The organism is Lactobacillus sp. ESL0677 (assembly GCF_029392875.1).
In the GTDB taxonomy this organism is placed as follows: domain Bacteria; phylum Bacillota; class Bacilli; order Lactobacillales; family Lactobacillaceae; genus Lactobacillus.
Genome location: NZ_CP113946.1, coordinates 1642879 through 1666347, shown reverse-complemented (window position 1 = coordinate 1666347; position 23469 = coordinate 1642879). Strand labels below are relative to the sequence as shown.

Annotated in this window: 20 protein-coding genes; 17 read left to right on the top strand and 3 right to left on the bottom strand. The window is 38.9% G+C overall.

The genetic code is table 11. From position 1 onward, the window contains the following. Nucleotide 1 precedes the first annotated feature (1 nt). From OZX76_RS08165 to OZX76_RS08105, 13 genes are all read left to right on the top strand, one after another. Nucleotides 2-259 carry a Veg family protein gene (locus tag OZX76_RS08165; protein ID WP_277179331.1) on the top strand — a complete coding sequence of 86 codons (258 nt, stop codon included), beginning with the start codon at nucleotides 2-4 and terminating at the stop codon, nucleotides 257-259. Between the two features lie 113 nt (nucleotides 260-372). Next, a complete protein-coding gene (gene purR / locus OZX76_RS08160) occupies nucleotides 373-1203 on the top strand; it encodes a pur operon repressor (RefSeq protein ID WP_277179330.1) in 831 nt (276 codons plus the stop codon). Between the two features lie 57 nt (nucleotides 1204-1260). Next, entirely contained in the window at nucleotides 1261-2646 is a 1386-nt protein-coding gene (gene glmU / locus OZX76_RS08155) for a bifunctional UDP-N-acetylglucosamine diphosphorylase/glucosamine-1-phosphate N-acetyltransferase GlmU (RefSeq protein WP_277179329.1), read from the top strand. Between the two features lie 170 nt (nucleotides 2647-2816). Continuing rightward, entirely contained in the window at nucleotides 2817-4388 is a 1572-nt protein-coding gene (locus tag OZX76_RS08150; protein ID WP_277179328.1) for an SLAP domain-containing protein, read from the top strand. A 113-nt stretch (nucleotides 4389-4501) separates the two neighbouring features. Continuing rightward, on the top strand, nucleotides 4502-5551 hold the full coding sequence (locus tag OZX76_RS08145) for a MupG family TIM beta-alpha barrel fold protein (RefSeq protein WP_277179327.1): 1050 nt from the start codon (nucleotides 4502-4504) through the stop codon (nucleotides 5549-5551). 839 nt (nucleotides 5552-6390) lie between these two features. Next, on the top strand, nucleotides 6391-7257 hold the full coding sequence (locus OZX76_RS08140; RefSeq protein WP_277179325.1) for a MurR/RpiR family transcriptional regulator: 867 nt from the start codon (nucleotides 6391-6393) through the stop codon (nucleotides 7255-7257). 116 nt (nucleotides 7258-7373) lie between these two features. Continuing rightward, nucleotides 7374-9353 carry a glucose PTS transporter subunit IIA gene (locus tag OZX76_RS08135; protein WP_277179324.1) on the top strand — a complete coding sequence of 660 codons (1980 nt, stop codon included), beginning with the start codon at nucleotides 7374-7376 and terminating at the stop codon, nucleotides 9351-9353. Nucleotides 9354-9359: 6 nt separating this feature from the next. After that, nucleotides 9360-10256, top strand: a complete 897-nt coding sequence (gene murQ, locus OZX76_RS08130; RefSeq protein ID WP_277179323.1) for an N-acetylmuramic acid 6-phosphate etherase — start codon at nucleotides 9360-9362, stop codon at nucleotides 10254-10256. Between the two features lie 222 nt (nucleotides 10257-10478). Next, nucleotides 10479-11447, top strand: a complete 969-nt coding sequence (locus tag OZX76_RS08125) for a ribose-phosphate diphosphokinase (RefSeq protein ID WP_277179322.1) — start codon at nucleotides 10479-10481, stop codon at nucleotides 11445-11447. Between the two features lie 252 nt (nucleotides 11448-11699). Further along, complete coding sequence (locus OZX76_RS08120; RefSeq protein WP_277179321.1) at nucleotides 11700-12602, top strand: XRE family transcriptional regulator; 903 nt, start codon at nucleotides 11700-11702, stop codon at nucleotides 12600-12602. Further along, nucleotides 12595-13320, top strand: a complete 726-nt coding sequence (locus tag OZX76_RS08115) for an ABC transporter (protein ID WP_277179320.1) — start codon at nucleotides 12595-12597, stop codon at nucleotides 13318-13320. The genes OZX76_RS08120 and OZX76_RS08115 overlap by 8 nt, the downstream gene beginning before the upstream one ends. Further along, nucleotides 13310-13612, top strand: coding sequence for a hypothetical protein (locus OZX76_RS08110; RefSeq protein ID WP_277179319.1), 303 nt, complete (start codon nucleotides 13310-13312; stop codon nucleotides 13610-13612). Before OZX76_RS08115 ends, OZX76_RS08110 begins: the two co-directional genes overlap by 11 nt. Before the next feature lie 187 nt (nucleotides 13613-13799). Further along, nucleotides 13800-14261 (top strand): YbaK/EbsC family protein, encoded by a 462-nt coding sequence (locus OZX76_RS08105; protein ID WP_277179318.1) that lies wholly within the window; start codon nucleotides 13800-13802, stop codon nucleotides 14259-14261. A 24-nt stretch (nucleotides 14262-14285) separates the two neighbouring features. Here OZX76_RS08105 and OZX76_RS08100 read toward each other — a convergent pair whose 3' ends face one another. Next, nucleotides 14286-15653 carry an HD domain-containing protein gene (locus OZX76_RS08100; RefSeq protein ID WP_277179317.1) on the bottom strand — a complete coding sequence of 456 codons (1368 nt, stop codon included), beginning with the start codon at nucleotides 15651-15653 and terminating at the stop codon, nucleotides 14286-14288. A 119-nt stretch (nucleotides 15654-15772) separates the two neighbouring features. Here OZX76_RS08100 and OZX76_RS08095 point away from each other — a divergent pair, with 119 nt between their 5' ends. The 4 genes from OZX76_RS08095 to OZX76_RS08080 all read left to right on the top strand — a co-directional run bounded on the left by OZX76_RS08095 (nucleotide 15773) and on the right by OZX76_RS08080 (nucleotide 19935). Beyond that, nucleotides 15773-16177 (top strand): DUF1934 domain-containing protein, encoded by a 405-nt coding sequence (locus OZX76_RS08095; RefSeq protein WP_277179316.1) that lies wholly within the window; start codon nucleotides 15773-15775, stop codon nucleotides 16175-16177. Nucleotides 16178-16223: 46 nt separating this feature from the next. Then, the gene (rpoE, locus tag OZX76_RS08090; RefSeq protein ID WP_277179315.1) at nucleotides 16224-16781 is read left to right on the top strand and encodes a DNA-directed RNA polymerase subunit delta; all 558 of its coding nucleotides are present in this window, start codon (nucleotides 16224-16226) and stop codon (nucleotides 16779-16781) included. Nucleotides 16782-16915: 134 nt separating this feature from the next. Next, on the top strand, nucleotides 16916-18535 hold the full coding sequence (locus tag OZX76_RS08085; RefSeq protein ID WP_277179314.1) for a CTP synthase: 1620 nt from the start codon (nucleotides 16916-16918) through the stop codon (nucleotides 18533-18535). 125 nt (nucleotides 18536-18660) lie between these two features. After that, on the top strand, nucleotides 18661-19935 hold the full coding sequence (locus OZX76_RS08080; RefSeq protein WP_277131938.1) for a UDP-N-acetylglucosamine 1-carboxyvinyltransferase: 1275 nt from the start codon (nucleotides 18661-18663) through the stop codon (nucleotides 19933-19935). 93 nt (nucleotides 19936-20028) lie between these two features. Here OZX76_RS08080 and OZX76_RS08075 read toward each other — a convergent pair whose 3' ends face one another. Together OZX76_RS08075 and OZX76_RS08070 are read right to left on the bottom strand one after the other, a co-directional pair. Next, nucleotides 20029-21441, bottom strand: coding sequence for a C69 family dipeptidase (locus OZX76_RS08075; protein ID WP_277179313.1), 1413 nt, complete (start codon nucleotides 21439-21441; stop codon nucleotides 20029-20031). Nucleotides 21442-22178: 737 nt separating this feature from the next. After that, a complete protein-coding gene (locus OZX76_RS08070) occupies nucleotides 22179-23387 on the bottom strand; it encodes an IS110 family transposase (protein WP_277178722.1) in 1209 nt (402 codons plus the stop codon). Nucleotides 23388-23469: the final 82 nt, after the last annotated feature.

Sequence of the window (23469 nt, the reverse complement as noted above, 5' to 3'; positions counted from 1 at the left end):
AGTGCCAACATCAATTATTACCATTAAACATGAGTTAGATTCACATTTAGGTGATCCTTTAACAGTAGTCGCAAGAGCCGGTCGGAAGAAGATAACTAAGAGACGGGGAATTTTGAAAGAAACTTTTCGTGCTGTCTTTGTTGTCGATTTAGACCAAGATCAAAATAATTTTAAGCATGTTTCATACAGTTATACTGATTTGTTAACCAAAAATATTACATTAAAATTTGATGATGGAGCTAATGCGGCCGAAGCATAATTTAGAAAAGTAAGTTTTTTGGCATTGACATTTTGTAAAATGTTGGTGCCTTTTTTTATGGCTTGGAGTATAGTAATAAAAAGCAAAAAAGCAAACATTAGAAAGGAGAAATTATGAAACGTTCAGAGAGATTAGTTGATATGACCAAGCGGTTGATGGAGCGACCACACGAATTAATTCCGTTGCCATTCTTCGCCAAACAATATGGTGCCGCAAAGTCATCAATTTCTGAAGATTTGACTATTTTGAAGCACACTTTGGCTGCTAATCAAGATGGCATTTTAGAGACAGTGGCTGGAGCTGCTGGTGGGGTAAGGTATGTTCCTTTTTGGGGTAAGAAGCATGCGCAAAACTACTTGACTGACCTAGCTTCTCGGATCGAAGATCCAGATCGTATTTTGGCAGGAGGGTTTGTTTATCTGTCCGATATCTTAGGTAATCCGCAAGATTTGGAACGAATTGGTAAATTGATTGCCACTCGTTACGCCTATTCAAATATTGATGTTGTCATGACGATTGAAACCAAGGGGATTGCCTTGGCTCAGGCAGTTGCTCGCTATTTAAATGTTCCCTTCATTATTGCCCGCAAGCGTTCCAAGGTAACAGAAGGTGCTGCCATGTCTGTTAACTATATTTCTTCTTCACTTGATCGGGTATCTAAAATGGAATTACCAACTAGAGTGCTAAGCGAGAATTCTAACGTTTTGCTTGTCGACGATTTTATGATGGCCGGTGGGACACTAACAGGGATGCAGCAATTGGTTAAAGAATTTAATAGTAACATTGCTGGAATCTGCGTTTTGTGTGAAGCCGACTTTGATGATGTTAAATTAATTGAAGGTCACCTTTCTTTAGTGAAAATTAAAAAGGTTGATGCTGCTAAACGCGTTATTCTGGCTGAGCCTGGCAACTTTGCGGTACATACCGATTTTAACCGCTTTTAGTATTAAATGATATACTGGAATCTAGTTGTAATTTAAGAATAGAACGAGGTTAATTTAATGAAAAAGTTTGTAGTTGTCCTTGCCGCTGGTAAGGGTACGCGCATGAAGTCTAAATTGTACAAAGTTTTGCATCAAGTTTGCGGTAAAGCGATGGTTGAGCACGTTGTTGAAGCTGCACAAGCAATCAATCCCGATAAAATTGTGACCGTTGTTGGTAACGGCGCTGAGGAAGTTGAAAAGGTGCTGGACGGCAAGTCCGAATTTGCTTTGCAAAAAGAGCAGTTAGGTACTGGGGATGCGGTCTTAACGGCGCAAGAGCAATTAGCGGGGCAAGATGGTGCTACACTGGTAATTACTGGAGACACACCACTGTTTACCAGCCAAACTTTTCAGAGTCTGTTTGACTACCACCAAAAAAAGGGTAATGCGGCTACTGTTCTGACGGCGCAAGCACCTAATCCTTATGGCTATGGCCGCATTATTCGCGACGACCAAGACAATGTTTTGCGGATTGTTGAGCAAAAGGACGGCAATCTTGAGGAACTTAAGATTAAGGAAATCAACACTGGTGTGTTCTGCTTTGACAACCAAAAGCTCTTTAGTGCCCTCAAGCAAGTTACAAATCACAACGCTCAAGGTGAATATTATCTGACTGATGTTTTGGAAATTTTGCGCAACAATGGCGAACGTGTTGGTGCTTATAAGATGCCCGACTTTAGCGAAAGTTTAGGTGTCAACGACCGAATTGCATTAGCGCAAGCTAGCAAAATTATGCAAAAACGAATTAACGAAGAACACATGCGCAATGGCGTAACTTTTGTTGACCCAGCAACTGCCTATATCGATACTGATGTCAAAATCGGTAATGATACCGTGATTGAAGCTAACGTTGTTATTAAGGGTCATACAATTATCGGCAGCGATTGTTTGATTACTTCTGGTTCCAGAATTGTGGATACTAAGATTGGTAATGACGTCACAGTCACTTCATCAACGCTTGAACAGGCACAAATGGACGACCACACTGATATCGGTCCTAATTCGCATTTGCGGCCCAGAGCAATTATTCGTGAAGGTGCTCATATTGGTAATTTTGTCGAAGTTAAAAATGCAGAAATTGGGCAAAATTCTAAGGTGGGCCACTTAACTTATGTTGGTGATGCCACTTTAGGCAAAGACGTTAACGTTGGCTGCGGCACCATCTTTGCAAATTATGATGGTGTTCAAAAAGACCATACAACGGTTGGCGATCGTGCTTTCATTGGCTCCGGTGCCACTTTGGTTGCGCCCGTTAATGTGGCCGATCATGCCTTTGTTGCCGCTGACTCAACGATTACAAAAGACGTTGCTAAATATGACATGGCAATTGCTCGCGGTCGTCAGGTTAATAAGCCAGATTATTGGCACAAACTTTCTTTGTCAAAGAGTGAAGATTGGCAATAATTGTTTTATTTAAGATGCCTTACGAGCGGTAATTAGGTTTGCGTCCGTAGGGCATTTTGTATAATTAAATTAATTTGTATTAAGAATAGATAACAATGATTTACTTAGTAATTTTTTAGGTTACAATAGAAGCTAAATAATTTGGTAAAGTAAAATGTGAGGTAAAATATATGAAGTTTAATCATAAGTTGATGATGGTTTCGGCTGCAGTATTGCTTGGCGCTAGCCCAATTGTTAGTGGTGTGCAGGCAACTACTGTGCAAGCTGCCAAGAAATCTTCGACTAATAAGAGCGCCTCAAAGAAAGGGACAATTCAATTTAGTCATAATGCTTATGTTTATGATAAGAATGGCAAGCGCTTGAAGAAGTACATGGGTGAAGCTAAGTACACTAAGATTGCCAAGGGCATATCAGTTAATTATTCTGGTAAAAAGAGAATCAATGGTAAATTGTATTATGCAATTGGCAATGGCGCCTTTGTTAAGGCAGGTAACGTTGGCTACGTTGATGGCAAAAAGGTGACTACTACTTCGACATCACAGGTTACCGCAACGCTCAAGCGTAACGCATATATCTATGATGCAAGCGGCAAGACCAACAAGAAAAAGATTAAAAAGAATACTAAAGTTACAGTTGACCAATTGATCTATATTGGCTCTAAGCTCTATTACAGAATTAGCGGCCAAAGTAATCAATTTATCAAGTCAGCTAACGTGGCATCTACTTCTTCTACATTAAAGCCTGTTAATAGTAAACCGGCGCAAAAGCCAAATAAGCCAGCTAAGCCAACTGGTGATAACCAAACTGCTGCAACAGTAATTACGCTGAGCCGCAACGCCTATATTTATGATGGTCAAGGCAATACTAATAAAAAGTTGGTTAAAAAAGGCCAACAGGTTACTGTCGATCAATTGCAATATATTGGCAGCAAACTTTACTATCGTATTAATGATAGTAATTACCCAGGTAAGGACCAATGGATTAAGAAGAGTAACGTTGGTGTAGTTACTGGCACCCAATTAAAGCCAGCAAACAGCCAACCGACTGCTGATGCTAACTCAACTTTAATTACTTTGGGACGCGATAGTCACGTTTATGACGCTCAAGGTGTAGCACAAGCAACTAATACTTTTCCTAAGGGTTATACAGCTCGTGTAACTGAATTACGCTATATTTGGGTTGCTGCTGATAATAAGGCAGAATTATTTTACGCTTTGCAAAGTGATAAGAATGGCTTCATCAAGGATGATGATGTTAGTGCCCTTAGTGGTGTCAAATTGTCGCCAGTTAATACCTCACAATCTGCGCAAGAAGCAATTACGGTTGCTACAGCTACGGATAAGAGTGACTTGCAAACTGCTTTAAACCAAGATGCAACAGTTAAGAGCAGCGATGCTTATAAGCTAGCTGCTAAGTCTTTGCGTGACGCTTATGACACTGCTGCAGCAGCTGCTAGTCAAGTTAACAGTTCACAAACTGCAACTGTTAGTCAGGTTAAGGATGCCTTAGCTAAGTTAACGGCTGCAAAAAGTGCCCTTAATGGTAAAAAGGTGATAGTTGCTGATTTAAACAATTTAACAATGGCTGAAGCTAGTCAAATTGTCCAATTAGCAGCAAGTGCCAATAATGTTGACGCTAGTGCAGTTCAATTTAGTAATAACAATACGACTTTGACAATTAGCGGTACCAATGGCTTCCAACAAACATTAAATGTTGCGGATTACGCTACAACTACTAAATAAAGAAGCAAAATAAATTTGCACCATCATAATTTTGATGGTGCTTTTTTGTTGAGAAGAAAAATGTGGTAAGATTAATTGGCTAAATAAGCATCGCTATTGAAAAAGAGGAAAAAATGATAGGTTTTTCAATCTACTTGGGACTTGATTTGACTGCCCAAGATTATAATTACTTAATTGCAATGCGGAATGCCGGGTTTACGACTGTTTTTACGTCATTGCATATTCCAGAAGACGACGCTCAGGTTGTACTGCAGCGGTTAAGTGAGCTAACGAAATGGTGTCAAAATCTTGATCTTGATGTAATTGCGGATGTGTCAAAGAGTGGTTTGGCAAGACTGGGCGTGGCAATTGAGGATATTGAGCAAGTTAAAGCGCTGAATTTAACTGGTTTAAGAATTGACGATGGAATTGACTTTAGTCTTGTTGCTAAATTGTCAAAAGAAATGCCGCTTGCTTTAAATGCTAGCACTCTCAGCAGTGATGACATTGCGTCTTTGCGTGAGCATGGCGCTAATTTCGATTATCTTGAAGCTTGGCACAATTATTATCCACGGCCTGAAACTGGACTTGATCGGGAATGGCTCAAGGAAAAGAATGCGTGGCTGCACCAAAATGGGCTGAAGACGATGGCCTTTGTTGCTGGTGATAATATTAAGCGGGGACCAATTGGTGCTGGGCTACCTACTTTAGAAGAGCAGCGGGGGGAAAATCCGTTGGCTGCCGCGTTAGAATTACAAAAATTGGGTTGTGATCGTGTGTTTATTGGCGATCCTAGCCTTAAACCTGTGACAATCACTAGTTTTACCAATTATTTGAAGCAAGATGCCATTACTTTGCATGTAACTGGGGTACCAAGTCAATTAGCAGAACAAACGTGGCATAATCGACCTGATGTTGCGCGGGATGTTGTGCGCTTAGTTGAGGGTAGAAGGCGGCAGTTGTTTAGCATAGAGCCGCAATCTGAAATTGCGTCTCGCCCGCAAGGTACAATTACTTGTGATAACAGTCGTTATTTGCGTTACCAAGGCGAGTTGCAAGTTGCTAAGGTAGATTTGCCAGCGGATAAGCGCGTAAATGTTATCGGACATGTAATAGAGGAAGATTTACCACTTTTAGCACAAATCGATGCTAATCGCACAATTATCTTTGAAGTAATTAATTAATAATATAAAAAAGTGCACTACTTAAAATTAAGTAATGCACTTTTTTACGCAGCAAACATTTTTAGACAGCAATGAAGAATTGGTTCAAAGAATAGAGTGGAAGGATGAGTAGTATAAAAAAGTATTTAAGATTGTTAGTTAATGTGTAATTTATACATACGTTATTATGTTAGGTTTTTAAAGGTTCCACTTTAAGAAAAAAGTCTAAAAACAGTTTGCCTAGAGATTAAGTTTTTAATATGTACGTTAACTTCTCTCTAATATAGATTGTAGCACTCTCTTGGTGTAAAGCGTATACTTTTTTATAAAATAACATTAGATAGTAAAAAAGCTTCATGCTTTTCCACTAATAAACTTAAAGCTCCAGACTTAATTACCTTAAATGAAAATAATAAAATAACATTTTTTATTTTTTAATTTACCAATATTTTTATTATGCACACGCAAATAGAATAAATTTTGTAATTATTGTTTGGTTGGACATAGTTTTCCTGCTTAAACAATTTTTTATGCGCTAACTATCATTTAATTGATTTGCAAAAGTAAAAAATATATTTGCATTTTTGTTAAGACTTATGAACAGATTATTGCTAAAATAAGTTTGTAACTTGGGGATAAATTGTTATGTATTGAATTATTTGTCCTTCAGCATTAATGAAAAAAATTATCAAAAAATCCATTTGATATTGAAATTAATTTTTTGATGTTTTATAATGAAATCGCATTCATTAACTATATGTGATTAGAAGTTAGAAGACGCAAGATGATGGTTGGCGTTTAAATACTTTGATTACAAGTTATTTTATTTAAATAAAAGTTAGAGAATATCGGGTGCAAAAATGAATTTTAAAAATCGTGTGGAAGCTACGCGCAGAGATTTAACAACTTCAGAAGAAAAAATTGCTAACTATATTTTAGGTCATCCTAAAAAAACCGTTAAAATGAGTATCAATGAATTAGCGGTTGCTTCACGAACCAGTGCAGCGACTGTATCACGGCTAGTGAAGAGCTTGCAAATCGAATCTTATACGGCAATGAAAGTGATGATTTCAGTTGATTTAGCTGGTCAAAAAGATCAGGATACTGACGAAAAATTGGATATTTCAACTAATGACTCGTTTGATAAAATTTGCAATCACTTAGTAAAAAATGAAATTGAAAACTTGAATCACACCAGGGAATTATTGCAAGAGGGTACCTGTCAAGGAGTGGTCAAACGCTTGCTTAAGACAGACACAATTTATGTCTTTGGCGTTGGCGCGTCGTCACTTGCTGCTGAAAATATTTATCAAAAATGGTCGCGAGTTGGTTACAATGTGGTTTGCGAAACGGACATTAACGTTATACTGCCGCAATTATCTAATGCTACCAAGGCGGATACTCTGTGGTTGATTTCTAACTCCGGTGAAACGCCAGAGTGCATTTATTTAGCCAATTATGCGCGCAAAAATCATCTTTTTACGATTTCATTAACGATGTTTGGTCAGAACAGTTTGGTTAAGAAGGCGAATTTAGCCTTAACAACCTGTAAGCCAATTGAGCCAGATGTGCGAGTTGGAGCAACTAATTCGATTACTGGGCAATTTTATGTCATTAACGTACTGTTTTACCTTTACTTTAGTCGTGATTTTGATCGCAGTTTAAAGGCAATAACAGCTTCACGTAGAGAGGTAGAAAACTACCGACAAATTTTCAAAGTTAAGTAGTTTTATTATTATTGGTATAATCCAATGAGTAACTGATATATACCAATTTAAAAATAAAATTGTAAATTGGTCTAAATAAGGCTATACTAATTTTGTTTTTAATTAGGAGGCAAAAAATGAGTTCAGACAAATATACTGAAATGGGTAAAGAAATTTATGCTCATATCGGTGGTATTGGGAATGTTGCGACTTTGTATCATTGTATGACGCGAATTCGAATTTCGATTCGTGAAATGAGCAAGGTTGATATTGAAGGGCTAAAGAAAATCGATGGCGTTTTAGGCGTTGTTGAAAGCGAAACGTTGGAGATAGTTTTAGGACCTGGAGTTAATACTAAAGTTGCGCAAAGCATGGTTGACGCAGCTGGGGTTAAGGAAAATGATCCGTTCCCTGAAAGTGGCGCAACTAGGGGTAGTTCTTATGAACAGGATAAAAATGATGTCATGGCTAAGGCCAATGAGGTTCATGCAGCTCATAAGGCTAGTTTGAAGAAGACATGGTGGCGTGCTGCATTGCAACATATTTCTGCTATCTTTATTCCGTTAATTCCAGCATTTATCGGTGCCGGGTTAATTTCCGGGTTATCAGGAATTATGAAGAACATGCTGACGGCTAAGATGCTGCCAGTCGGCTGGACATTGGCAATTACCGTTTTAGGTGTGCTTTCTAGCGGATTATTCACTTATCTGAATGTCTTTGTTGGGATTAATGCCGCCAAAGAATTTGGTGCAACACCAGGACTTGGTGGGATTATCGGTGGCATCGTAATGCTGCCGGGAGTTGTTCCGCCAGTTACAATTCCAAATATCTTTGACAAGCAGCCGCTTGCTGCCGGTCAAGGTGGAATTATCGGTGTTCTGTTATCAGTTTGGTTATTATCTTATGTTGAAAAATACTTCCATCGGCATATTGCTGATTCAGTTGATATTATCTTTACTCCGTTTTTGACATTGCTAATTATGGGTTTGTTTACCATTTTCATTACGATGCCAATTGCTGGTTGGGTTTCTAACTCACTAGTTGGTGGTATTAACTGGGTATTAGCAGTTGGCGGACCAGTTGCTGGCTTTATCTTAGGGTTGGCCTTCTTACCAATGGTTATGTTGGGTTTGCACCAGATTTTGACACCAATTCACTTACAAATGATCCAAAAAATGGGTTATACACCGCTATTACCAATTTTGGCAATGGCCGGCGGTGGACAAGTTGGTGCCGCAATTGCCCTATGGGTTAAGTGCCGTAAGAACAAACAATTAACTAAATTAATCAAGGGTGCTTTGCCAGTTGGTATTTTGGGTGTTGGTGAACCATTAATCTACGGTGTTTCACTTCCTCTAGGTCGGCCATTTATTACTGCCTGCATCGGTGGTGGTATCGGTGGTGCCGTTTTAGGTGCCTTTGGTAATGTTGGTGCAATCGCAATTGGTACTTCGGGCGTAGCTTTGATTCCATTAATTGCACATAACATGTGGTTGAAATATATGTTAGGACTGCTTGCGGCTTACCTTGGTGGTTTTATAGCTACTTACTTCTTTGGTGTTCCAAAGACTGCGATGGTTGCTAAAAACGAGGATGGTTCACCCATTGAACCAGTTAAGGCTGCTCCAGTTGTTAGACCAAGCCAATCTAAGAGTGCAACGGTCAACTTTGTTAGTCCTGTAAGTGGTGAGCTTGAAGAATTAACTGCTGTTAACGATGATGTTTTTTCACAAAAAATGGTCGGTGACGGTTATGCAGTAATTCCAGAAGACGGTAAGATTGTGGCCCCAGTTGATGGCACAATTGTTACAGTAATGGCTACTAAACATGCAATTACAATGACGTCAGCTAATGGTAATTTGGAAGTTTTACTTCATTTTGGTATTGATACTGTAGATTTAAAGGGTACTCCTTTTGATATTAAAGTTAAGGAAGGGCAAACAGTTAAACGCGGTACTGCCTTAGCACAAATGGATATTGCAGCAGTGAAAGAAGCTAGCAAGGATCCCGTTGTGATGACGATTGTGACCAATATGGATCAAGTTAAGCAAATGTCTGCAGTTGTACCCGGTAAGGTCAGCGCAGAGCAAAATGTTATTACAGTAAGAACTAAGTAGGTAATTATGGAAATCAAGAATTTAGTAACTGAAATGCGCAATCCTGTAACAATGCATATTGATACGATGTCGACTATTGAGATGGTTAAGACAATCAATAATGAGGACAAGAAGGTCGCCGAAGCGGTTGGAACTCAAGACGAGCAAATTGCTGAGGCAATTGACGAGGCCGCCAAGCGTTATGGGCGCGGTGGTCGATTAATATATGTTGGTGCAGGTACTAGTGGTCGGCTAGGCGTTTTGGATGCTGCTGAATTGGTACCAACTTATGGTATTAAGCCTGAACGGGCTGTTGGTCTAATTGCTGGTGGTAAAGAAGCAATGTATTGTGCGGTAGAGGGAGCTGAAGATTCGGCTAAACTTGGCGAGCAAGATTTGCGTAAGCTAAAGTTAACTGCTACTGATACAGTTATTGGTATTGCGGCTAGTGGCAGGACACCATATGTAATTGGCTGTTTAGATTATGCTAAACAAGTTGGTGCGCTGAGGGTTTCAGTTGCTTGTGTTCCTGATTCTGTAATTGGTTATCACGCTGATATTGCCATTGAGGCGGTTGTAGGTCCCGAAGTTGTTACTGGATCAACACGAATGAAGTCTGGAACGGCACAAAAAATGATTTTGAATATGCTTTCAACTGGCGTAATGATTCGTCAGGGGAAAGTTTATCAAAATGTCATGATTGATGTGCAGCCGACTAATTCTAAGTTGGTGGATCGTGCTTGTCGAATTATTAATGTCACAACTGGTGCTTCAACTGATGAAGCATTGGCAACACTAAAGAAAACAGACAATAATGTTTCTCTAGCAATTGTCATGATTAAGACAGGCACTGATCGGGATACGGCTGCTAAGTTGCTAGCTGAGCATCATGGTAATGTTGGTCAAGTTTTACAAAACAAATAATTAAAAAGTTTTACACTTCAAGACGAGTGTAAAACTTTTTTATTGAATAATGAGTCAATTAGTGCTTGCAAAAATGATAAAAATTAACAAATTAGCGTTATCCTGATTTTAGAGACTTGAATGTTAAAGGCTAAAGTTGAATAATAAAGTATAGATAGTCACTTTTTCAGACAACTTTTGGTAAAATAATAAGTTGTTAGCATGTTTTTTACGGAGGAAATTATGTCTTATAAAGACAACATGATGTTGTTTGCCCTGAATTCGAATGGCCCACTCGCTGGAAAAATTGCTGAGCGGGTTGGTGTACCGCTAAGTAAGTCAAGCGTTCAACGCTTTAGCGATGGTGAAATTCAAATTAATATCGACGAATCTGTTCGTGGTAAAGATGTTTATTTGATTCAATCGACCAGTGCCCCAGTTAATGATAACTTGATGGAACTGCTGATTATGATTGATGCCGTTCGTCGAGCTAGTGCACAGACGATTAATATCGTAATGCCATACTATGGCTATGCACGTCAAGACCGTAAAACTCGTCCACGTGAGCCAATTACAGCCAAGTTGGTTGCTGATATGTTACAAGTAGCAGGAGCAACACGAGTATTGTCACTTGACTTGCATGCGCCACAAATTCAAGGCTTCTTCGATATTCCAGTTGATAATTTGATGGGTGCACCACTCTTAGCTGATTACTTCTTAAGTAATCATTTGGAAAAGGATGCTGTTGTTGTTTCACCAGATCATGGTGGTGTCACTCGTGCACGGAAATTAGCTGAATTTTTGGGTACACCAATTGCGATTGTTGATAAGCGTCGTCCACGTGCCAATGTTGCTGAGGTAATGAACATTATCGGTAACGTTAAGGGTAAACGTGCAATTATCATTGACGATATGATTGACACTGCGGGAACAATTACGCTGGCAGCTAAAGCATTGATTGATGCTGGAGCAACAGAAGTTTATGCTAGTGCTACTCATGCTGTTTTGTCAGGACCAGCAATTAAGCGTTTGAACGACTCGCCAATTAAGAACCTAGTTTTGACGGATTCAATCAATCAACCAGTTGAAAAGAAGTTGGATAAGACATTATTAGTATCAGTTGGGCCTTTGATGGGGGATGCCATCAAGTGTATTCAACGTCACGAGCCATTAAGTCCTTTGTTTAATACAAGATATCAAGAAAATAAATAAAATTATAAGAAGACTGCTTCAATTGAGGCAGCTTTTTTATTAGTAATTTTAGATTTATTTTAATGTGCAAAATATAAATCAACTGTGATGCGGGTGGAAGTTAAAAAGTTACCACTTAAAAATTATCAATTTGATAAACATTGTAGCAGCAGCCTTGGCAACTGCAGGTTGACAGCTTGGCAGCTAAAATTTGCTTGGCAAAAAATAGTATTAAGGGATAATGAGGCTAACAAATTTGAAAGGATGTTGGCAATGGAGAATATTTTTGTTGAGCAATTGATTAAATTGCGGCGTAAGCAGCGCTTATCGCAAAATGATTTAGCGCAGAAATTGTATGTTTCTCGGCAATCTATTTCTAAATGGGAATTAGGAGAAACCGAGCCGGATATTAACAAATTAATCATGCTCGCGGCAGTTTTTGGTGTGTCACTGGATTATTTATTGTTGGGAACACCAACCAAGCGTGATATTTTGTTAAAAATGACGGATTTAAAGAAGTCCTTTATTTATCCGGTACTTAAAAAAATCAACTTCACAATTATGGAACGTGATCGAATTGCATTACTTGGTAGTAACGGCGCTGGAAAATCAACTTTGATTAAAATTATCGCCAGATTGTTACAACCAGATAGTGGCAAGATTGAGTTCTATTATAATCCGCAAACGGATTTGAAGATTATGCCCCAAGAAAATGTCTTACTTGATGGCTTAAAAGTAGATGAGCAAATTCAGCTAGAAGCAGCAATCGATCAAGTTTATGATCGTAAGCAAATCTCTGTTTTGCTTGAGCAATTTAATCTTAAGCAGCAAGCAAAAATTATGATTAAAAAATTATCAGGTGGACAAAAACGCCGTTTATTACTATTACTAACTCTAATTAAGCCAAGCAAATTTTTGATTTTGGATGAACCAACAGCTGGAATGGATTTACAGTCGATTGACTTTTTTTGGCAGTGTTTAGACCATGTGAATAGTACCGTATTGACAACTACGCATGATTTTAATCAAATCGATAAGTATTTCTCGCGTGTTGTATTACTTAAAGATGGTGAGATTATTCAAGATGCTTCAGTTGATACCATTCACAGTCATCATCAGACAATCGAGCAGTGGTATCGGCACTTTAATGATGGCAAGGAGGCTAGTAATGATTAAATGGCTACAATTAAAACAAGTCCTATGTAATCCACGTTTTTTATTATTTACGATTGTAATTCCTGCTTTTTGGTATATCATGATGTTGAATATGACCCCTGCTCATGTTGATCTTAATTATGGAATCTTTATTATTGCTTGCTTATGGGGCATTGGTGGCAATTCAGTTGTAACTTTTGCTAAAAGAATTAATTCTGGTCGGCAATATTATGCATTTAAAGCTAAAACATCATATTATTCATTGGGGCATTACTTGTTTGATCAGGTGTTACTACAATTAATTTTAAATTTATTAATTATTGCAGTTAACATTGGGCTTGGCTCAATAAGTAATCGCTTGCCGCTTACTAATAAGTTAATTGTTTTTGGTTTGTTGCTAAGTTGTGCTGGGATCTATTTGAGTATCATTGGCTTTATTCTAGGAATGTCAGTTCAGGCAGAAACACTTGATGCAATGGACTTTCCCATTATGTGTTGTGTGATGCTGTTAGTTAGTCCATTAGATTTATTTTGGCAAAATGGTTTTGTTAAGCATCTAGTTGATTTCCAAAAACTATTTCCTTTTCATTATATTTATAATGTTCTTAACGATTTATTGGCTGGAAAAGCACTGCTGGAGGATATAGTATTATTTGCCTTAACATTTATTATCACGCTAATACCGCTTTTGGTAATTGGTTGGTGGCAAAATCATCGAGGTAAGATAAATGTTTCTTAAAAAAGTTCAGGCATTACACGATTATGTAAAATTTCATTATGAGCGAGGCGATTATGATGATGCTCCTTTAAAGGCTGATAAAGCGGTATTTTATTCTAATAATAGTTTGCACGCTGATGATTATCAGTTAGGCTATTTACAAGCAAAGGACGATTATTATCGGCATCGACACTATCATTGTTATCCACAATTTGTTTTTGTACGTATTAATCGAATTGTTAATCATCGAATGCACGAAGTTGTGAATTTCATTGCTGGTTATAATGATTTTAAAAAGCGGCATCCATTATAAAATTGCTTCAAAAAGCCCTGTACAAGTTGACTAAAGTACAGGGCTTTTAAATTTGTATTTTAATTATTCAGCTTTCAAGTTTTAGTTGCTTAAAATTTATCTTAGCTGACTGAAAAAATTATTTTACTTATTCTAAATAATAATTCATAATAATTTAATATAGTTTAGTTTAAGGAGTTGCCTAATAATGTCATATACAGAAGTTGAAAATTATTTTAAAGAGCGGCATATGCAAGACCGCATTCATCTTTTTGATGAATCAACAGCAACAGTTGAAGAAGCCGCCAATATGCTAGGAGTAGAGCCTAATCAAATCGCTAAGACGATGGCGTTTCAATTAAAAGAGCATCCAATTGTCATTGTGACAGAAGGCGGCGCACGTATTGCCAATGCTAAATATAAGGCCACCTTTGGTCAAAAGGCTAAAATGGTTAAGTTTGATGAATTAGAGGATAAGATTGGTCATCCCGCTGGTGGTGTCTGTCCGTTTGCCGTAAAGCCTGATGTTAAGGTTTATCTTGATGAAAGTATCAAGAAGCATGATGTTATCTATCCAGCTGCAGGACTACCAAATTCGGCAATTAAGCTGACTTTAGCAGAATTAGAAAAATATACACAACCGTTTGAATGGGTAGATGTGACCAAATAAAAAATGAGCTGTTAGGCTCAATTTTTATTTAGTAGTTCTTTTTGGGCGTCTTAAATAGCGCAGCTCACCGTTTTTGATATAACGTTGAAATTGCTCGTATAGGGGATCAAAGATTTGCGGCTCATCACTAATTGAGAGCATTGTTTTTGGAAAAAAGAACCGCTCATCACCCTGAATAGTGCCGTTTAAGGCACGGACTAACGGACTTAATTGTGATAGTTCAATTAGTTGTCCATCGTTTTGCATGATTTCGATTTGGCTATTAGCATTCTTACCTGATGGCTTATAGGCGTCGTAAGGTTCGTCAAAAGCAGAATTAGTTGCCGTGTAATAAGTAGGGTCAAAGCCGGCTTGCTTAATTAAATCCTTTAATTTAGGTAGTAAATTCTTAGTTTCTTGATCGATTTGGACGCTTGCCAGCGGCTTGCGGTAAAGGTAGCGATTAGCAAGATCGGCTAAAATTGGGTCGCCAGACTTAGTCCACATGGAGAAGTTGGTTTCCATTACACCATCATCTAGTTTTAGATAATCAGCAAGTGTCCAATTCCCAGCTAAAAAGCGTGCCAAACTCGGTGTCACCTGCAAACGTTGTTGCTGGTATATGATTTTGGCGCGTTCAAGAAGGTGTTGCAGTAGAACTTCCATTGACCGTCCCACCCGGTGAAAGTAAACTTGCTGGTACATCTGATAGCGCGAGGAAATGTAATCTTCAACGGCATGCATTCCATCCGAATTAAAGCAGATCCCGTCTTGGTATGGCCTAATCTCCTGCAAAATTCGTGAGAGGTCAAATTCGCCGTAAGTAACGCCAGTAAAGTAGGCGTCACGCTCGAGATAATCCATGCGGTCAGCATCTGCTTGGCTGGAAATCATTTTTACCACTTGTGGGTTAGGATAGGTCTTCGCAATCACGCTAGCAACGAGTTCCGGAAAGTTGGGAGCAACCTGCTTTAAGGCATGATTAATTTCTGTATTTGGGTCGGTAATAATTTTTTGACCAATCTTTTCGTGGTTTGTGCCAAATAAATGCTCAAAAGTATGAGAATAAGGCCCATGGCCGATGTCGTGTAGCATACCAGCACACTCTACCAGTAGGCGGTTATGATCGTCCCAGAGTCCATCTCCTGGGCGCTGCGTAGGGTACTTTTTAACAAAAATATCGCAGATTCGTCTAGTTAATTCATAAACGCCTAAGTTATGTTCAAAACGGGTATGAGTTGCGCCGGGAAAGACATAAGCGATTGGCCCTAATTGCTTAATTCGACGCATACGCTGAAATTCTTTGGTTTTTAGTAGGTCAAAGATAACCTGATCCTCAATGTGGATGTAGCCGTGGACAGGGTCGCGCAGCACCACTTCCTTAGCTAATTTTTTACTATTAAATTCTGCCATTACAAAATTCCTCAAGCTTGACTATTAATTTTTAGATAAATATCATTTAGAATAGTTTTAACTGACTAAATTATAGCAAAAATCAGGCGAAGTTTTAAGATAGATGGGGTTTTAGCAGGATGGCTAAAGTAACAGTGACTTTCACAAGTACAATTAGGCAAGAGAATGAGACGGAATCATTTGCCAAAAAAGCAGAGGGCGAACTTAGACGGGACGGCGCAATTACCCGTGTTTCTTATCTTGAAGATGGCAAAATTCCGGTTAAAATTTTAATTAAGACAGGCGATGTTATTATCCGCCGGCAACCTGACCAGCAAAATTATTCGCAGCTGCATTTTCGTTTGGGCGAGCAGCAACCTTGCTGTTATGTTGCGGCCGGGTACCAGATGGACTTAACTAGTACGACCAATCAAATTAAATTTTTCTCTAAAAATGATGGTTCTCAAGAACTTCGAATTGAATATGACCTCTTTAGTGGTCTATACTTAGTAGGTAATTACACTGTCACGTTGATTTTTACTTAAACGCCTAGTAAAATAATAAAGATTGGTAAAAGAGAGGAATGCAATTGTGGGATTAAACGACTTTAAAGACAAAAATCGTAACGAACTATCAATGATTGAAGTTGCTCGCGCAATTTTGGAAGATAATAATAAGAGAATGGCCTTTGCTGATATTGTAAATGCCGTGCAGAAATTCTTAGGTGAAAGTGACGAAGAAATTCGTGAACGTTTGCCGCAATTTTATACAGATATGAACACTAATGGTGAGTTCATTTCAATGGGTGAAAATGTGTGGGCACTAAGATCATGGTTCCCATACGAATCTGTTGACGAAGAAGTTAACCACCCAGAAGATGAGGACGAGGAAGATACTCGTTCACACCATAAGAAGGTTAACGCCTTTTTGGCCAGCGCAACGGGCAGTGATGATATCATTGACTATGATAATGATGATCCAGAAGACGAAGATTTGGATGCCACGGCCGCTGACGATACCGACGACTTTAGTGGTGATGAAGATGACTTTGGTACTACTAATGACGATGAAGAAGAATTACCAGATGGTATCGAAGGTCAATTATCCGAACTCGACGACGAGGATGATGAAGACGACGAAGACGAATAATTTTCTTGACATCTTTGCTTAAAATCGCTAGTATACTATTTGGGCACCTTATGTGCAACTATGCTCCCATTTATTGGGAGCTTTTTTTATTTATTAATTATTTTTCTAGATATCTTAAAAAAGGAGTTTGGCTAATGACAAAATATATCTTCGTTACTGGTGGCGTTGTTTCATCTTTGGGCAAAGGAATCACTGCTTCAAGTCTTGGACGTTTGCTTAAGAACCGTGGTTTAAAAGTAACCATGCAAAAGTTTGATCCATATATTAACATTGACCCGGGGACAATGAACCCATACCAACACGGCGAAGTCTTCGTTACCGATGATGGTACGGAAGCTGACCTTGACTTAGGTCACTATGAGCGAATTGTGGATGTGCGGACTAGCAAGTATTCCAACGTTACTACCGGTAAGATTTACAAGGAAGTTTTGGAAAAAGAACGCCGCGGCGACTACCACGGTGCGACAGTTCAAGTAATTCCGCATATTACCGACATGATTAAGGAAAAGATTATGCGCGCCGGCATTACGACAGACTCTGATGTCGTTATTTCTGAAATCGGTGGGACAGTTGGTGACATTGAATCAACACCATTCATGGAAGCAATTCGGCAGATGCGTCGTGAAGTTGGCGAAGACAATGTGATGTATATTCATTGTACATTGGTACCATATTTACACGCTGCTCAAGAAATGAAGACCAAGCCAACACAACATTCAGTTGCGGAATTGCGTAGCATTGGAATTCAACCTAATATGCTAGTGTTACGTGCAGAAATGCCAATCGACCAAGAGCATAAGGATAAGATTTCTAACTTTACCGATGTTCCTGTTGACCGGATTATCGAATCAATTAACGCGCCATCATTATTCGACTTGCCACTTGCCTTCCAAGAGCAAGGTATGGATCAAAAAGTCTGTGATTTCTTACATCTTGAGAGTCCTAAACCAGCAGCTGACATGGAAGAATGGAAGAAGCTTGACGAACGTGCTAAGAATCTAAAGTACACAACCAAGATTACATTAGTTGGTAAGTACGTTGAACTTGAAGATGCTTATATTTCTGTTACTGACGCTTTGCAACATGCTGGCTATCTGTACAATACCAAGATTGAAGTTGACAAGGTTCAAGCTGAAGATGTTACTGAAGACAACATTGCTGACTTGATGAAGGATTCAGATGGCTTAATTGTTCCCGGTGGTTTTGGCAGTCGGGGCTACGAAGGCATGATTACGGCAATTAAATATGCTCGGGAAAACGACATTCCGTTTCTTGGCGTTTGTTTAGGGATGCAATTAACCACAATTGAGTTTGCCCGCGACGTTTTAGGAATTAAGGATGCCAATACTGGTGAAGTAACGCCTAATGGTAAGCATAATGTGATTGATATTATGGCTGACAAGCGTGATGAAGAAAACATCGGTGGAACTTTGCGTTTAGGTCTCTACCCAGCTACCTTGAAGAAGGGCACCAAGACGGCTGCTGCTTACGATAACCAAGATGTTATCCAAGAGCGTCACCGTCACCGTTACGAGTTCAACAATGAATATCGTGATGCCTTTGAAAAGGCTGGTATGACTATCTCTGGTGTTTCACCTGATAATCATTTGGTTGAAGTTGTTGAAATTACTAAGAATAAGTTCTTTGTTGCTGCTCAATATCACCCAGAGTTTTTGAGTAGACCACAAAGACCTGAAGGACTTTACCAAGCATTCATTGGTGCTGCCAGTGGTTTGCCAGCAGAAAAATTTTAATTAGTTTGAATAATACAAAAATCTGATTTTTGAACAGAGAAGACAGAGGTCTTCTCTTGTTTTTTCTGTAAAATTCCTTTAACATTATTATGATTAATCGAAAATAGAAAAGGATTTTTTCGCCAATGAAGCAAATGATAATTCATGGTGGAAAGCCCCTGCAGGGTGATGTCTGGATCGGTGGCGCTAAGAACTCAACGGTGGCACTGATTCCAGCATCGATTTTGTCGCGTACACCAGTAACCTTGGAAGGTGTTCCAAGAATTGCTGACGTCGACAACTTAATGGATTTATTGAGTGAGATGGATGTTGTAAGTGACTTTCACGAAACGACATTGTATATTGACCCAGTAAACATTAAGATGAGCCCATTGCCAAGCGGTAAGATTAAGAGTTTGCGTGCTTCCTATTATTTTATGGGCGCACTACTCGGCCGCTTTGGTAAGGCTGTTGTGGGCTTCCCCGGTGGGGATGATATTGGGCCGCGTCCCATCGACCAGCATATTAAGGGCTTTGAAGCCTTAGGCGCATGTGTAAAAAATGAAAATGATCAAATAACAATTAAGTCTCCCGCAAGTGGACTTCATGGTGCAACAATTCACCTGAAAATGCCATCAGTCGGGGCAACAATGAATATTATTATGGCCAGCGTAACCGCGCATGGTCAAACAGTAATTGACAATGCTGCCAAAGAACCTGAAATTATTGATTTAGCAACTTTTCTCAATAATATGGGTGCTGTTATTCGTGGTGCTGGGACTGACACGATTCGGATTGAAGGAGTAGAGCAGCTGCGTGCGCAGACGCCGCATACAATTATCCCTGACCGAATTGAAGCTGGTACGTATATTTCGCTAGCTGGCTGTGTTGGTAATGGTATTCGAATCCATAACATCATTGAGGAACACCTCGATTCATACCTTGCTAAGGTTGAGGAAATGGGTGTAGTGATTGATGCCGATGAAGATTCGTTGTTTGTCTATCCAGCTGGTGAACTTAAGATGACGCAAATTAAGACGGGAGCTTATCCTGGATTTGCGACAGACTTGCAGCAGCCAGTGACGCCGCTTTTGTTAACGGCAAAAACTGGTGAGGGCGTCATTATTGACCGTATTTATCCTAAACGCATTGGCCACATTGAGCAGTTGCGCAAGATGGGTGCTGATATTAAGGCTGAAGATGATATAATTTTAGTTCATCCAACTGAGCACCTGCACGGCGCAACGGTGGCAGCCGGAGAGATCCGTGCTGGCGCTTGCCTGATGATTGCGGGCTTGATGGCAGACGGAACAACGGTGATTAATAACGCGGGCAATATCTTGCGTGGATATGACCGTGTCCAAGAGAAACTTCGCTTGCTTGGTGCTGATGTTACCATTCAAGATGTACCAGAAAAATAAGTTAATCAAAAGAGCTTGAAGCAGAGATGCTTCAAGCTTTTTTGGCTAAAAAAACAGCAGAGCAATTACTCCGCTGTTTTTACTATTTAAAATCTAATCTAACAAGTCATATTTTAAGGTCATCAACCCGTGACCCTCATCAACCATGTTGCCAAGAAGGTCAATGGTATTGCTATAAACTTGGTTAGCCATCTTTTGGTTGGCTTCTACAAGCAAGTCTTCTAATTCTTGACCAGATAAGTCTTTAGCCTTTTTGTCAGTTTGGTGTTGGATCATGTGACATTCTGACTGCGACTTTTGTTCAAAGTCAGCTTCTAACTCGCCATAAACCTTAAAGTTGGTGTCGCCGAGTTGAGCTGTCAACTTGTTCAACCAGAAAATCTTGTTCAAGTCAAACTTAGCACCAGTTTGATAGCTAGCAGGGGTGGTTGAAACGTTGGTGTAGAATGGCACCATGCAGTTGAAGCTGTTTGGTCCAAAGGCAAGCCATTGAACACCAGCAAATTCGGCAGGAACGTCATTTCTAACTTGTAAAATATGAGTTTCAAAATTACGGTTAAGTGCGATTGACCGGAAAGTTTTCTTTTCGGCATCAGTACCAGTACCATAAGGATCGTATGGCGTGTCTTGGTAGTGAGAACTCTCAACCCATTCGATGTCTTCAATACTAATTTTGCGGTTAGCATGGCAAATGAATGGTTGGTCTTGATCGCTTGGTTGACCGCCAAACTCTGGATCAAAGTAGTTGTGAACAAACCATGCACGTGGATTGTTGTAATGTGCATCTTTGATAGTTGAACTACCAAAAATGTGACGCATGTTGTAGCCTTCACGGTCAGGATTTAAGTGGTATTCAGCGATTAAGTCTTCCAAGTCTGAAGAAGCCATGAAGCCATCTTGACCAAAGTGGAATTCGTCAATGTTTAACCGGTTAGGAGCAATCACGTAAGCATCGTCAGGAATGCGACGTGCAATCCAGTGGTGACCGCCGATAGTTTCTAGGTACCAAATTTCATCATTGTCGGCAAAAGCCATGCCGTTCATTTCGTAAGTGCCGTATTTTTCTAATAAATAACTGACACGCTTAACACCATCAAGAGCTGAATGGAGGTATGGCAATGTTAGAGTGACAAAATCTTCTTCGCCAAGACCACCTTCTGCAGTTAATGGGTCAATCCCTTGAATCCGAGAATTAGTGGTGATGGTTTCAGTAGCAGTCATGGCAACGTTGTCTGAATTAATTCCGGCAGCTGCCCAAATGCCACTTTCGCCTGACACGTCAGGAGCGCTAGTGTAGCGTAATGGATTAGCTGGCAAGTCGTCATCGTCAATCTTTTGGTGGCTGATGACACTCTCGTAGTGCTTAGGTTGCTTGTCTGGTGTAATAACTTCAAATCCTTCAGGAATAATGGTTCTACCGCCATCCTCACTACGTGCGATCATGGTTGAGCCATCGAGTGAAGCATTTTTACCAACTAAAATTGTGGTACATTCTGTTTGTTTCATAAATAGGTCCTTTCTGTTTGCTTTAACTACTATTGTATTAAAAGAAGGCTGGGTCTGGCAATCTAAAAAAATAATAATTTCATGACAGTTGTTTAGTTTGCGATGCTTTTTTGTTCTAAATTAATTACAGTAAAGGATAAAAGTTTATTACCCACAAAAAGTTGACACTAACGGGGGTGAAACAGAAGTGTTGGCAGTGACAATTAATGTGCTATAATAAAAAAGAAAAGGAGTTCTACTGGTAATAGAACTCCTTACAGAAACCGCGTAAGACGGTAGCAATGTTAAACGATGATTAATAAATCGCTAGCTTCACTAGAGCCAAGGCGATTTATTTTTTTGAAATTAATTTAATAATCTCAACAATTAATGCAATCAAGGCAACAATGAAAGTGCTATTTGCCAATATAAATTAGTGTAGTTGGGAGACAATTAAGTACAATTAATGTGTTATAATAAAAAAAGAAAAGGAGTTCTACTAGTAATAGAACTCCTTACAGAAACCGCGTAAGACGGTAGCAAACTTATAGATTTACAAATAAAATCGCTAACTTCACTAGAGCTAAGGCGATTTTATTTCCTACGATTAGTCAAGTAATAAATAAAAAAATATGATAGTTGCTCGCAACTATCATATTTTTAATTCTCACTTCTGTATGCCAAAAACCACCTTAACTTAACATTTTTTTGATTAAGGTGGTATGGTAATTATAGTTAGTTTAAATAGTCTTGTAGTGTTACTTTGATAAAGTTGGATAATATGTATACTGCTGTCTATTCTTTACTAAACTAAAGATAGTTCGAATTAGACGAGCTATTGAAGCAATGGCAATCTTCTTGGTCATTTTGACTGGGTAAGATTGCTTTTTTCGTTGGTAATAGTCTGCTATATGATTTTTACCAGAATCATGTGTCGCTGCAGATACCATATTAATCACTGCCTGATAGAGTATCTTTCTGGCCACAGCGTTTCCACGCTTACTAATGTGACGTGCTGCTTTATATTCTCCTGATTCATACTGCTTTAGATCAATGCCAATATAAGCATTGATCTGATTAGGGCGCTTAAATCGTTTGATATCACCTAATTCGGCAATAATTTCATTGGCTGTAGTAGCCGCTACTCCTGGTAAACTAAGTAGTTCTTCATATTCTGGCAATTCTTTAGACAAGGCGCTCATTTCTTTGATGACTACAGCTTTTTCTTGCTCAAGCTGCATTAATTGATTTACAAAATAAGTTACTTGCATTACAACACCGGATTGTTCATCTACACTAGGATAACTTTCATTGGCTAACTTAGATAGCTTTTCAGCGATTTTAAGTGCCCGCTTATCAGAAATACATTTGTCAGTGGCATGCATCACTATTTCTTTTAACTCCGCAATTGAATACTCAAATACTATGGTGCTTATTGGAAATTTCTTAACCAGATTCCAATAAAGTTTACTATCGGTTTTACTAAGCAGAGTTTCAATTTCAGGAAATGTTAGCTGTAAAGCACTATGAAGCCGATCTTTAGTACGAACAACATCATTATTGAGTTCTTGATAAAAATGATTGTAATCCTTTAAATCTTGGTAAACAGGCTTTGCTTGATAGGTGTTTTTCCTTTTAAACTGAAACTGTGATAAAGCTAGATTTCTAGCATCAATAATGTCGGTCTTACGGTGTCTAAAATTATCCATTTGTTTCTTAGCATCTAACGGATTAAGACGAATATAGCCATAATCATAGTCTTGAAGAAACATTTCTAAACGCCGAGAATAAGTTCCAGTCGCCTCAAAGACAACTTCTGGTTGCTCAAACTGTTTAAGATCAACTAATAGCTCTTTAAATCCCAAACGATTGTTAGTCGTCTTATATTCCTTAACGATAGAATTATCAATGCCAATAGCGACGTTAAAGGTTTTACTGCTAATATCAATTCCAAAAACAATTTCCATTTGATACCATCCTTTACATAAAATTGTGTTAAGTGCTTTATTAATCTACTTTCCTAGTACACGACAATTAATGTCCTTAACA